Raw genomic sequence first — 12,537 nt, forward strand, 5'->3', positions numbered from 1 at the left:
AGTGGTTTCCTTCCAGCTCGCGGGCAGGACGGTGGTGGTAACGGGGGTCGGCCAGGGTCAGGGGGCTGCCGAAGCGCGGCTGTTGGTGGGGGCCGGAGCCTGCGTCATCGCGACGGACCTCGCGGCTGACACGCCGGCTGAGTTGGCCGCTTTGTCGTCGTCGTCCGGTGGTGCGTTGGTGTACCGCCAGCTTGATGTTGCCGATGCCCCCGGCTGGTCCGGTCTCGCTCAATGGATACAGTCCCGGGGATGGCGGGTGGACGGCCTGGTGAACAATGCGGGAATCACCCGGCGGAGCCGGCTTCTGGATGCCTCGGTGGCCGACCTGCAGAAGGTGTACGAAGTGAACGTTGCCGGAGCTTTGCTGGGAATCCAGGCCCTCACACCCCTCATGAGGTCCGGCTCCGCGATCGTCAACGTGGGTTCGGTCGCAGGACTGACGGCGCACTATCCGGTCGCCTACACCGCCAGCAAATGGGCCCTGCGCGGGCTCTCCCTGGTGGCGGCCACGGAGCTTGGCCCGCAGGGTATCCGGGTGAACACCGTCCACCCGGGTTTCATTGATACGCCCATGACGGCGAGCGCAAAACCGGAGTTCCGGCAGGCCACCCTGGCCGAAATCCCGCTGGGCCGCACCGGAGGCGTGGAGGAGGTGGCCGGCGTCGTGCTGTTCCTGCTCAGTCCTTTGTCCTCCTTCGTGACAGGCGCGGAAATTCCGGTGGATGGCGGCCAGTCGGGCCACGCCGGCGCCAAGTCGGTCTCGGACGCCATGCGTTAGCCCGGCAGCACCGCCGACCAGCCGCCGTCGACCATCAGGTTGGCGCCCGTCACGTAGGACGCGTCGTCCGAGGCAAGGAACAGCGCGCACTTGGCGACTTCTTCCGGCGTGCCAATCCGGCCCAGCGGGATGCTGCCTGCGATGGTTCGCATAGGGTGATCTGCGGCCAGGAGGTTGCCTTCGGTGGCGGCGGTGCGGATCATTCCGGGACTGACGGCGTTGACGCGCAGTCCGTGCGGCGCCCCTTCGGCCGCGAGCTGCTTCGTCATGGCAACCACGCCTCCCTTGGTGGCGGTGTGTGCCAGGCGGCCGTTGGTCATGGAACCGGTGACCCCTGCCGTTGAGCCCACCAGGACAATGGCCGTGTTCCGCGCCTGGATCAGCCGGGGCCAGAAGTACTTCACCGGCAGGAACACCACATCCAGTTCATGCGCCACGTTCCATTTCCAGTCGGCGAACGTGAGCTGCTCCACCGGGGCGAAGCGGGTGACCGCCGCGTTGGCATACAGGATGTGGACCTGGCCGTGGGTTGCGGCCACATCCTGCGCCCATGCCGCCACAGCGCCCTCATCCGTCAGGTCAACCCTGCTGCTGGCCATCCGGCCACCGGCCGCGGTGACCTGCTCAACGGTGGCCGCGGCGCCGTCGTCGTCCATGTCGCAGCCGACCACCAGCGCACCCTCGGAAGCGAAGGCGAGGGCGGCCGCCCTCCCCTGCCCGCTGGCGGTTCCGGTGATCACGGCGGTTTTGCCGGCCAGGCGCTGGCTGGAGACAGGCATGGGTCTTCCTTTCGAAGGGATGTTTCTCCGACTCTCTCAGTGATGCCCGGGATGGGGAACAGCGCGTTTGGTCTACCTGGTATCCGCCGCGTCGATAGTCACCGGGTGGACCGTGACGGGGAAAAGTCCGTGCAGCCGCGAACAGGCCCGCTGCACCACGGAGCGCAACCAGGCGCTCGCGGGGTCCTCCGTCTGGGAGGGGTGCCAGTACATGGCCTCCACAAGGGACGCCTCGGTGCCTTCGGAGAACTCCAGCACCACAATGTCCCCTCCGCGCTGGGCCCGTGCCGCCAGCATCATCGGGACCAGTGCCACCAGATCCGTTCCTTCGACCAGCAGCGGCAGCGACAGAAACCCGGCCACCACGGCTGCCACGCGGCGCTGAACACCGCGGGATTCAAACAGCTTGTCCGCCGGGGTGCTGATGCCCTCACCGAAATAGCCGACGGCGTGAGGCACCGTGGCCAGGTCGTCCAGCGTGAGGCGGGGCTGCTGGAGCAGGGAATTTCCGGAATCAGCCACTGCCACGAAACTGTCCCGGAACACCTGCTTGCTCGTACCCTGCATGTGGTAACCGGTTGGCCCCACCAGAAGGTCAATCTTTGAATAGTCGGCCATTTGGCCCTGGATGCCGGACTTGGCCGTCGGGACGAAGTCCACGGACACGCTTGGGGCCTCCTCCCGCAGAATCCCCCGCAACGGACCAACAATCAGCGCCGCAGCGTAGTCCGACGCCGCAATCACAAATTCCCGTTCGCTCGTGGCGGCGTCGAAACCTGACCGCACCCGGGTGGCCCGCTGGATGTGTAGCATGGCTTCATCTACCAGCGGGACCAGGGATTGCGCAAAGGGCGTGAGGTCGTAGGTGCGGCCGTTCCGGACCAGGAGTTCGTCGTCGAAGTGCCGGCGGAGTCTGGCCATCGCCGCGCTGGTGGCAGGCTGGCTGAGCTGAAGCCTCTCGGCCGCCCGGGAAACGTTGCGTAGCTCCAGCAGGACCTGAAGTTGGGGCAGCAGGTTCAGGTCCAGGTTCTTCATACCCACAGGTTATCCGTACAGTACATCCACAGCACGAATGTCCGCCGGTACCGACCAGGCGGCCACGACCCGAGCATCTTGTCCCGTTAGGCCATCACTTGTTCCGCGAAACGTCGGTCCCTTGCGGCGTCCGGCCGCGTTTGTAGACTGAACGGGGATTCACCTATTCGGTTAGCAGGGGATGGCAATGAAATGGCCACTTTTCGGGAACTCCATCACGCTGCGGCGCCACTCCTGCTGCCCAACGCATGGGATGTCGGATCCGCCTTGGCTTTCGCGACAGCGGGGTTCCCGGCAGTCGGCACCACCAGCTTTGGCGTTGCGGCAAGTGCCGGCCTGCCGGACGGAGGTCGATCCAGCAAGGCAGTAACCACGGCACTCGTGGAGCATTTGTGCCGCCTGCCTGTCCACGTCACGGCGGACATCGAGGACGGCTACTCCGATGACCCTGCAGAGGTTGCGGAACTTGTGGCCCAACTGGCTACCCTTGGCGTGGCCGGGGTCAACCTGGAGGACAGCACGGCCGGGCACCTGGTCGATCCAGCAGCCTTTGCCGACAAGGTTGCCGCCGTCAAGAGACGCAGCCCGGCCATGTTCGTCAACGCACGGGTGGACAACATATGGTTCGGCGAACAGGCCACTGTGGATGCCGTCCTGCTCCGTGCCTCTGCCTACGCCGACGCCGGGGCGGACGGAATATTTGTCCCCGGACTTGTGGTTCCGGAGGACATCCGGACCATTACCGCCGGCATTGGGCTGCCGCTCAACGTGCTGGCGCATCCCTCGCTGACTGTTGCCGAGCTGGGTGCGCTGGGCGTCCGGCGGGTGAGTTCCGGTTCCCTGCCGTACCGCGCAGCAGTTGACGCGGCCGTGAACGTCGTCAGCGCCCTGCGTGACGGCAAGCAATCGCCGGCCGCCACTTCGTACTGGGAGATGCAATCGCGTCTTATGTCATTTAGCCAGCGCCTCGGGGGTTGACTGACCCCCGTTAGCGCGAACCAGCCCACGCCCAAGGCTCCACAACCGGGCGGCACAGATCCGGTGGGGTGGGATTTTACGTCGACGTTGCCGGGAACCTTGTGCGTAATCCTCCACTCCGCAGCCCTCTTCGAGGTGCTGGTTTTCGCCTGTATCGGGATGTATCGTTGAGTATCGTTCGCGTCCCATTAGGAGAGCAGCATGCGTAATTCATACCCTGCGGGCGGATTCGGCGGCCCCAACATCGAGGGTATGTGGCACGCCGTTGAAGAGCTGCGTTCAAGGTTTGAGAATCGCTCCGGCACCCGCGCGGGGCGGGGCGAGGTGCGCTCGGCGGTGCTGGCCCTGCTCGCGGAGCGGCCGATGCACGGCTATCAGATCATCCGTGAAATCGAGGAGCGCAGCAGCGGCAGATGGAAGCCCAGTGCCGGCTCCGTCTACCCCACGCTGCAACTTCTGGCCGATGAGGGGTTGATCCGTGCCGAGGAGTCCAACGGCCGCAAGATCTACTCGCTCACCGAAGCAGGCCGGGAGGAAGTGGCGGGTGCGCATGCATCAGCGCCGTGGGAGTCAGGAGGCCAGGCTTCCGGCACCGGATTCGCGGCACTGCCCAAGGCTGGCCTTGAGCTAGCGCAGGCCGCGTCGCAGGTAGGTCGCACCGGCTCGCCGGAGCAGGTGCAGCAGGCCGTGGCGGTGCTCGACGAGGCACGTCGCCGGCTGTATTCGATCCTCGCCCAGGACTGACGGGGTGACGTCGGTCCGTCGGGACCGGGCGGATCCGGTACCCGGCGCCGGGAGCACCCGCGCCCGTTACCGTCGCATCCTGCGCTTCGCCGCGTGGCATCTCGCGGTGACCTGGTGGTTTGAGCTGTTCCTCCCCCGCGTCGGGCTAGGCAAAATTGCCGAGCGCACCCGGACGACGAGGATGCGGCGCTTCGCGCGGCGCTTCCACGTGCTGGCCGTGGATTTGGGCGGCCTGATGATCAAGGTGGGTCAGTTCCTGTCGTCCAGACTCGACGTGCTTCCGCCCGAGATCACCAAGGAACTTGAGGGACTCCAGGACGAGGTGCCCCCCGTCCCGTTTCCCGCAATCCGACCACTTGCCGAGGCGGAGCTGGGCGCGCCGCTGGACAAGGTTTTCGCCTCAGTCGAAGAGATGCCAATCGCCGCCGCATCCCTCGGGCAGGCGCACCGTGCGCAACTCCTTCCCGCCAATGCCGCCGACGCCGGGCTCCACAGCGTGGTCTTGAAGGTGCAGCGCCCCGGCATCAACGCGATTGTCGACGTCGATCTGGCGGCACTGCGCAAAGTGGCCGGCTGGCTCAGCCATGTGCGTCTGGTGTCCGATCGTGCGGACATGCCCGCGCTGGTCGAGGAGTTTGCGCAAATTAGCCTTGAGGAGATCGACTACCTGCATGAAGCAGCGAATGCCGAACGCTTCGCGACTGATTTCGCCGACGACGACCGGGTTGGTGTGCCCGAAGTCGCGTGGGAGTGGAGCACCCGCCGCGTGCTCGTCCTCGAAAATGTCGCGGCAATCAAGATCACTGATGCGGAGGAACTTCTTGCCGCGGGTATCGATCCGGCTCAGGTTGCCCCGGTTTTCGCCTCGGTCATGTTCGACCAGTTGTTCAGCAGCGGCTTTTTCCATGCCGATCCGCACCCCGGGAACATCTTCGTCACACCGGCTTCCAATGCAACCGCAGGACGCCCCTGGAAGCTGACGTTCATCGACTTCGGCATGATGGGCGAGGTTCCTGCCAGTACCCGCAGCGGCCTGCGGAAGCTTTTGATCGCGGCCGCCTCGCGTGACGGCAAGGGCTTGGTGGCCGCGATCCGCGATGTGGGTGTGCTGGTGCCGTCGGCGGACACGGCCGAGCTTGAGCGGGCAATGACGCATCTCTTTGCCCGGTTCGGCGGGATGGGCTTCGCCGAACTGCGCGAAGTGGACCCGCGGGAGTTCCTCGATTTTGCGGTGGAGTTCGGCGACCTGGTCCGCTCGCTGCCTTTCCAGTTGCCGGAGAACTTCCTGCTCATCATCCGGGCGATGTCACTCACCTCGGGGGTGTGCAGCTCGCTGGATGCCAGGTTCAATCTGTGGGACGCGGTGGAACCCTATGCGGCGCAATTGCTGCGCGACGAGCGTGGAAACATCGTCCAGGACGTGGCCAAGCAGGCGCTCGACGCCGCCGGCGTCGCACTGGGGCTGCCGAAACGCCTGGACGGGCTTCTCACTCGAATCGAGGACGGCTCACTATCCGTGGCCAATCCGCGTCTCGAACGTCAGATGGCACGGCTGGACCGGACGGCGCAGCGAACCGCAGCGGCGCTGGTTTTCGGCGCCCTGCTCATCGCAGGTTCTGTGGTCAGGGGGGACGACACGCTGCTAGGCAACCTGCTGATGATCGCGTCGCTCGTGCCGCTGCTGCACGGGCTGTGGGCGGGACGCCGCGGCCTCTGAGTGAAGTGGTGAGACAAATCGGCTGGAACAGTCCCTGGTGAGCCTTGGAGATGGGCCGCCGGCCGGAGTCTCCTACCATCACGGGACTATCAAAGCCCCCGGCTGCGCCGCTACGACAGTAGGTCCAGCACAGCTGCATCTATTGCCGCCGGTGAGAGTACACGGTCCGCGACCACCTGAGTGGCTCCGGCAATTGTGGCTTGGTGATGCAGAAGCGAGTGGTTGATTTGCAGCTGGGACGTCACCGGCGGCAGAGCCCGCTGGTAAACAACTTCCCGGACCCCGGCAAGGACATCCGCCGACTCCCCCAGGCTACCGCCGAGAACGATGACCGAGGGGTTCAGCAAGCTGACGGCCGTTGCCAGGACGTCTCCTATTTCACGGCCCCCTTGATGCAGCGCGGATATGACTTCGGGCTGACCGTCAGCTGCCAGACGCAAAAGATCTTCACCCGTTCGGGCATCCACGCCGTGCTGGCGAACTTTCCGGACCAGTGCCGGCACTGAAGAAATCATGTCCAAGCAGCCATAGTTCCCGCAGGGGCACGCAAGGTCGCCACCGTTGGACGCGCGAACGTGCCCCAAGCCACCCGTCGCCCCATTGGCGCCAGGCTGCAATCTACCGCCGCTGATAATCGCAGAGCCAATACTCGAATCGACGTTCACGAACATGAAGTTGCCGTGACCGGACCAATGGGCTGTGTGCTCCCCCCGCGCCATCAGATTGACGACGCTATCGACGACAACGGGCACTTGGAGTGACCGTTGAATGAAGCTCTCGAAGTCGAATCCATGCCAGCCGGGCCTGAGTTGAGACCCCGCGTGGTTGTCGGTGCGGTGGCTTGGACCGGACAGCCCGATCCCAACGCCCGCAAGCATTTCGCCCCCGCAGCCGGCAGTTCCCAGAAGTTGCCTGCCCACGGCAATGGCCCGGCCCAAGGTTGCCGGCGGCTCTTGTGCTTGCAGACGCTGGCACTGTTGGTCCGCAAGTACCTTCCCCGACAGGTCTGTCACCGTAACCAGGATCTGGCTGACGGCCATCTCAATGACGAGTACTGCGCGTGCAGACGGGTCAAACGCAACTGTCGCCGGAGGCCGCCCTCCGCTGGACGCCGTCCCCCCACCATCTTTGATGAGCCCCAAATGAAACAAGTCCTCGATGCGGGATTTGACCGTTGAACGCGCAAGACCCGTGTTGCGGGCCAATTCTGCGCGTGTTCTGGACCTGCCGTCCCGGAGAAGTTGAAAGAGCTGCCCAGCGCTGGAAGAGGTACCGGGCCCCCAGGCTAAGCCCGTAGGGCCCGACAACGCCATTGCCTTCGAAAATATGGAACCGGCTTGGGACTCCATGGGCAAGGTCCCGTTCGATTGCTCCCGTGACACGTTATGGCCCGCGCGGTAGTTCAGCCGGCAGCGGACTCGGCCGCGAGACTGATCTCCTCGGCCATTTTTCGGGCGCCACGCACTGCGATGGCTACGCTCATCAGCGTCGGGTTCATCGCCGTAGCCGTCGGAATCAAAGCATTGCCGCCCACCACCAGGTTGTTGTACCCCCACACCCGAGACCACGGATCCGCCACCGAGGTGCCGTCGTCGGTGTCGCCCATGCGCATTGTGCCCTGGTAGTGCAGGCTGGAGCCGTTCGGCATGAGGCGCGGCTCGGCGACGAAGACGCCGAGAGCTTTCCCGGCACGGCGGAGCCGCTCCGTGGCTTGAGCGATCTCCGCGTCTTCCCTCTCGGTGAGCGTGTACTCAATGGTCATGTTTGGGAATCCCCGGTAGTCCGTCTCGTTGTCGTCAAAGGTGACGGCATCCTCGTAGCGGGGGTGCTTTCGCGTCCCGTAGCCCATGTTGACGTAGCCCCAGCGGTTCTCGGAGTACGGGGTTCCCGGCTCCATCGGGAATGGCGTTGTCTCGGTGTACATCACCTGCACGGAGAAAGGGTGCTCCGGCTCGGAGAACGGAATGCGGTTCACGGCAGCGACGGGATCTGCGGGGTTCTGTGCACGCCGGGCCAGTTCGGCCTTGAGGTCCTCTTCGGTGGCGTGCCGCCCCATCTTTTCGGCGTCCAGGGCCACCGTGGAGATAACCACGGGATGCTCAGTCAAGTAGTGCCCGAGCGCCTTCGGCCGAACACCCGATGCCCACAGGAGCTGGGGGGAACGGAAGGCGTCCGCCGCCACGACAACGACGTCAGCTGCCACGAACGACACCTCCCCCGTGCGGAGGTCCTGGACGGTGACTCCGGTGACCCGCCGTCCGTCCAGTTCCACGCGACGGACCAGGGTGAGGTCACGGAGCTCGAACTGCTTCGAGAGCGGGCTGCCCTGATCGATCAGCGGGCCGAGGACGACGTCGGCCCCCGCCCAGCGCACTGAGCCGTCCGGCTGCGGATCGCCGGCCACTGGCAGCGTGCCAACGCCGTAGCCGTCCGGCAGTTCCGCGCCGAACTCTTCATCAAGGAGGGACCTAATGGCTTCACCCACCGCGGAATCAGCGAACGCTGCACTGTGAACGTGCAGCAACTGCTTGGCCTCCTCGATGAGCGCATCCCACTCGTTGCCTGCAATGAACGGGATTTTCTCGCTGAAGGCGGGCGACGGCGTCGCGCAGGTCCAGTGCGCCCCTTGGCCGCCAACGTTGGTGGCCGCCGCCGCTGCGGGGAAACTTGGCGCGTGGGCTGAGCCGGCGCCGCCGAAGTCCAGCAGGTGGGTGCCCTGGCGTGCGGTGAACATTCCCTCGGTGACGGTCCCGGCAGGGATACCGAGCGACTCGCGGTAGGCACCGGCCTGCGGCCCCTGCGATATTTCCCTCGCGCGGGCCTTTTTCGCGGCGTCGGGAATGTTCCGGACGCTCTCACCGGGAACTTCCGTCAGCTGCGGCCCGGCTTCGAACATCACCACCCGGGCGTTCGGGACCTGCTCAAGAAGCACGCGTGCGTAGGCGGAGCCGATGGGCCCGCTGCCGACGATAACGATAGTGGAATTGGACATGATGTCTCCTTTGAAATCAGGCCGAAAGGGATTCGGAAGTTGTGTGGGAAGCGGGAACGGGCTCATCGGAGAGCCAGCCATGGGGAAGCAGGACCGCCGCGATGATTCCTACGGCATAAGTGATTGCCAGGGCGATGAAGATGGGAATGAAGACCGTGCCATAGATCTGCGCGACGCGGGCTTGGACGGCCGGGTCCGCCGCGTGGACCAGTTGGGGGGTAAGCGTGGAGGCGTCAAGGCCCGACGGCAACAGGGCTGCGACACCGAAGCCGATCACCCCGCCAATGACCGCCGTCGCCACTGTTGATCCCACTTGCCGCACCAGGTTGATGGTTGCCGTAATGGTGCCGGTCTGGCTGGCGGGGACAGCGCCCTGGACCACTGCGACGATCAGGCTCATAAACGCCCCGGTGCCCATGCCAACCACACTCATTGCAATCATGGGCACCCACAACGGCAGCCCGACGGGCAGCACGGCCATCGCAAAGAGCCCTGCCGCTCCCAGCGAAGTACCCAGGATCGGGAAGATCCGGTAGCGCCCTGTCCGGCTGGCCAGCCATCCGGTGAGCAGGTTACTGATCAGCATGCCGAACACTGTGGCGATGGGGACAAGCCCGGACACGGTGGCGGTGGCTTGGTATGCCATTTGGAAGTACGTGGGCAGGTACGCAGTGATGGAGAAGAGCCCGACGCCGATAATCGCCGACAGCGCGGTGCCTGCGGCTATGGTGCGGTTGGCAAAGAAGTGGAACGGCACGATGGGCTCGGGAGCACGCCGCTCTACTAGGAAGAAAACGGTAAAGCCCACGATGCTGAGTGCGAGCGCGACAGCGGCAGCGGGACCCGCGGTCCGTTCGGTTGCCCAGGAAACGGCGAGCACGAGCGCAACGAGTGCGGTGGTGAAAACAGCTGCGCCGGCGACATCGAAGTGGCGTGGAGTGGGACCCGGTTCCAGGTGTGGAACCGCGATCAGCGCAAGGACCAGGGCTGCCGCGCCCACGGGGATGTTGATCCAGAAGACCCACTGCCAGCCCCAGTAGTCGGTGATGGCGCCGCCGAGCACGGGGCCAATAAGGATCGCGATGGGGAAAGCAGCGCCAATGATCGCCATGTAGCGCGGCCGTTCCCGCTGCGTGGTGACCTGGGCAATGATGGTCTGGGACATCAGCTGCAGGCCTGCGGAGCTCATCCCCTGCAGGACGCGGGCGGCGATGAGCCAGGTCATGTCGTGGGCGAATCCGCAGGCAAGGGAAGCGGCCAGAAACATGACCAGTGAACCGAGGAAGATCCTGCGAGCCCCCAGCACATCGCCCAGTTTGCCGAGCACCGGCAGCAGCACTGTGCTTGCGAGGGTGTAGCCCACAACGACCCAGCTCATCAGCTGCAGCGCGCCCAGCTCGCCGGCAATGGTGGCCAGGGAAGTGGACACCACCGTGTGGTCCAGGGCTCCGAGGAAGGAGACCGAGAGCAGGGAGGTAACAAGGAGACGTAGTCTCAAAGGTGAAAGTGGCATAGTGATCTACCCGAACGATCGGGCCGTCGACGCGACGTGTTGTGCCTCCGCCGCACCATCACGGCGGAGAACGGGTCCGGAAGGAACCCCGGCGCCACCACCCATGTTACTTCACTTTCGTCAGAAAACAACAAAAGAACGCCGGAATTAGACTCAAAGAACTTACGGAGCACCCAGGGCCCACGTGAGGGCCATGTCCTCCAGCAGCCCCTCCAGATCGGTAGCCGCCACGCCTGAGGCATAGGCGTTAAATGCCCGGCGAAGCGCCAGGCGGGCTGATGACTCATGGTGATCAGGAGCCCTCAACGTTCCATCCTCGGTTGACGTCTCCAGTCGTATCAGTCCGGCAGGCTGGTCCACAGTTACTTCCGTCCTCACCTCACCAAGGGCCATCACCTGGAGCAGGCCTCCGGCTCGAAGACCCCCCACCACCGTCGCCGCAAGAGTGGCGGGAACTGTCCCGCCGGAGGCGCCCTCCCAGTCCAGGAGCGCCATCCTGCCCTGCGCCGTGGCAATATTGGACCGAAGCGCCAACTTCCTCTGGGCCAGGGACCGCTGCCAGCCAAAGCCGTCACGAATCGCGGCATCCAGGGCCGGAGCGGGTGCAGCGCACTCCACCGTGATAATCCGGGCCGGACTGCCTCGCCTTGCCCGGACCGCCTCAGCAACAACATCGGGGCGCAGGCGGGGGCGCTCAACTATCACAGGAATGCCACCCGGCCACGGCTCGGCTTCCACTATCTCGCGCGGGAGCACGCCCGGGTCCGCAACCACTACTGCTGACGCTCCCCCGGCCCGGGCCGCCAGCATGCCCTGCCACCAATCGCCGGATCCGGGCACCACCACCACCGCGCCACTGACGCCATCGGTCAGGGCAGCGCTGAGAGGTAGTTCGGCGACAGCAGCCACATAGGAAGGCAACGCAGTGACGACGCCATACCCTCGATCACCTGGACTCATAGGGGCACTCCTTCAAGAACTTTCGCGGCCGCAGCGTCGCCGAGGTCGATTGCATAATGCGAGTCCGCCAACAGTTCGTCGTACTCCACCGGGGCCACGCCCTCAAGGAGCGACCCAAACAGGCGCCACTCCGTCACGTAGCCGTCTTCCAGATCCCGCGGGTACTCTGTCCAGAGCCCGTCCACGCTTCGTACGCGGGTGACGGCACTTCCGGCATGGACGAAGGCCGGCGGGAAACTAACCTCGATGCGATCGTGGGAGGTTGCGATGCCCATCCGCCAGAGGGCATCGGGTCCTTCCGCAAGCATGGTAAGCGCCAGCTGGACCAGCACGCCCCCTGACCGATAACCCACCACGTAGCCGATGGGCGGAGCGACCCGCGCGTAGACCACTTCGTCGATGCCTGGCGCAACGTCCCTGACGGCGGGAAGATCGTGGATCGCGAGCCCTGTCAGCAACTGCCGCAGGACGCCGGCAGCCACCGCAGGATCGTCCAGGTCGGGACGTCCCCGTCGGGCGGCCATGAAAGGGCCGCCCTCCGTGACCAGCCGGTGGTACCGGTCATTCGGCGGGAGCGCCAGCGTCACGGAGATTGCCTGCACTCTGCCTTCGAGGGCCACAAGGTGGTGCTTTGCGCGCCCCCATGCCCCATCAAACAGATGGTTCGTCCCCACGAGGAGGATGGCGCCTGTGGCCCGGCACGCAGCAATGACCTCTTCGGCCTCCTCCCCACTGGTGGCCAGTGGCTTCTCGCAGAAGATGCCGCGCTTGCCGGCGGCCACGGCAGCCAGGATTTGGCGGGCATGGTCAGCAGGCGGACTGCAGACGGCCACCACATCAACCTCCGGGTCCGCGAGCAGGTCAACCTCTCCTTCCGACCAGTTGGCACCAAGGCGCTCGGCCAGAACCCGGGCGCGGCCGCTCCCGGCATCGGCAATGTGCACCACTTTGAACAGCTCCACCAGCCGCCCCAGCACCGGGAGATGAAGAGCCGCAACCCCCGGTCCGGCCCCAAGGATCCCTACGTTCCACGGCATCATC

Annotated in this window: 11 protein-coding genes; 4 read left to right on the forward strand and 7 right to left on the reverse strand. The window is 65.3% G+C overall.

Features of this window, described 5'->3' with window-relative positions; all coding sequences use genetic code 11:
* Position 1: 1 nt before the first annotated feature.
* Positions 2 to 778 carry an SDR family NAD(P)-dependent oxidoreductase gene (locus tag ASF98_RS21260; RefSeq protein ID WP_055806380.1) on the forward strand — a complete coding sequence of 259 codons (777 nt, stop codon included), beginning with the start codon at positions 2 to 4 and terminating at the stop codon, positions 776 to 778.
* Here the strand turns inward: ASF98_RS21260 and ASF98_RS21265 are convergent.
* Both ASF98_RS21265 and ASF98_RS21270 read right to left on the reverse strand, forming a co-directional pair.
* Positions 775 to 1,557 carry an SDR family NAD(P)-dependent oxidoreductase gene (locus ASF98_RS21265; protein ID WP_055806383.1) on the reverse strand — a complete coding sequence of 261 codons (783 nt, stop codon included), beginning with the start codon at positions 1,555 to 1,557 and terminating at the stop codon, positions 775 to 777. The genes ASF98_RS21260 and ASF98_RS21265 overlap by 4 nt on opposite strands.
* A gap of 72 nt (positions 1,558 to 1,629) precedes the next feature.
* On the reverse strand, positions 1,630 to 2,592 hold the full coding sequence (locus ASF98_RS21270; RefSeq protein WP_082506988.1) for a LysR family transcriptional regulator: 963 nt from the start codon (positions 2,590 to 2,592) through the stop codon (positions 1,630 to 1,632).
* 192 nt (positions 2,593 to 2,784) lie between these two features.
* Here ASF98_RS21270 and ASF98_RS21275 point away from each other — a divergent pair, with 192 nt between their 5' ends.
* The 3 genes from ASF98_RS21275 to ASF98_RS21285 all read left to right on the forward strand — a co-directional run bounded on the left by ASF98_RS21275 (position 2,785) and on the right by ASF98_RS21285 (position 6,031).
* Positions 2,785 to 3,570 carry an isocitrate lyase/PEP mutase family protein gene (locus ASF98_RS21275; protein ID WP_055806389.1) on the forward strand — a complete coding sequence of 262 codons (786 nt, stop codon included), beginning with the start codon at positions 2,785 to 2,787 and terminating at the stop codon, positions 3,568 to 3,570.
* A 201-nt stretch (positions 3,571 to 3,771) separates the two neighbouring features.
* A complete protein-coding gene (locus ASF98_RS21280) occupies positions 3,772 to 4,314 on the forward strand; it encodes a PadR family transcriptional regulator (protein ID WP_055806393.1) in 543 nt (180 codons plus the stop codon).
* A gap of 4 nt (positions 4,315 to 4,318) precedes the next feature.
* Positions 4,319 to 6,031 carry an ABC1 kinase family protein gene (locus ASF98_RS21285; protein ID WP_055806396.1) on the forward strand — a complete coding sequence of 571 codons (1,713 nt, stop codon included), beginning with the start codon at positions 4,319 to 4,321 and terminating at the stop codon, positions 6,029 to 6,031.
* A gap of 110 nt (positions 6,032 to 6,141) precedes the next feature.
* On the opposite strand, the gene ASF98_RS21290 is transcribed toward ASF98_RS21285, so the two are convergent.
* The 5 genes from ASF98_RS21290 to ASF98_RS21310 form a co-directional block, all read right to left on the reverse strand.
* Positions 6,142 to 7,071 (reverse strand): ROK family protein, encoded by a 930-nt coding sequence (locus tag ASF98_RS21290; RefSeq protein WP_326950922.1) that lies wholly within the window; start codon positions 7,069 to 7,071, stop codon positions 6,142 to 6,144.
* A 362-nt stretch (positions 7,072 to 7,433) separates the two neighbouring features.
* Positions 7,434 to 9,023, reverse strand: a complete 1,590-nt coding sequence (locus ASF98_RS21295; protein WP_055806402.1) for a GMC oxidoreductase — start codon at positions 9,021 to 9,023, stop codon at positions 7,434 to 7,436.
* 16 nt (positions 9,024 to 9,039) lie between these two features.
* Positions 9,040 to 10,536, reverse strand: coding sequence for an MFS transporter (locus ASF98_RS21300; protein ID WP_055806405.1), 1,497 nt, complete (start codon positions 10,534 to 10,536; stop codon positions 9,040 to 9,042).
* A 162-nt stretch (positions 10,537 to 10,698) separates the two neighbouring features.
* Positions 10,699 to 11,496: a hypothetical protein gene (locus tag ASF98_RS21305; RefSeq protein WP_055806408.1), complete on the reverse strand. Its 798-nt coding sequence runs from the start codon at positions 11,494 to 11,496 to the stop codon at positions 10,699 to 10,701.
* On the reverse strand, positions 11,493 to 12,533 hold the full coding sequence (locus ASF98_RS21310; protein ID WP_055806727.1) for a Gfo/Idh/MocA family protein: 1,041 nt from the start codon (positions 12,531 to 12,533) through the stop codon (positions 11,493 to 11,495). Before ASF98_RS21310 ends, ASF98_RS21305 begins: the two co-directional genes overlap by 4 nt.
* Positions 12,534 to 12,537: the final 4 nt, after the last annotated feature.

Source organism: Arthrobacter sp. Leaf337 (genome assembly GCF_001423745.1).
Lineage (GTDB): Bacteria > Actinomycetota > Actinomycetes > Actinomycetales > Micrococcaceae > Arthrobacter.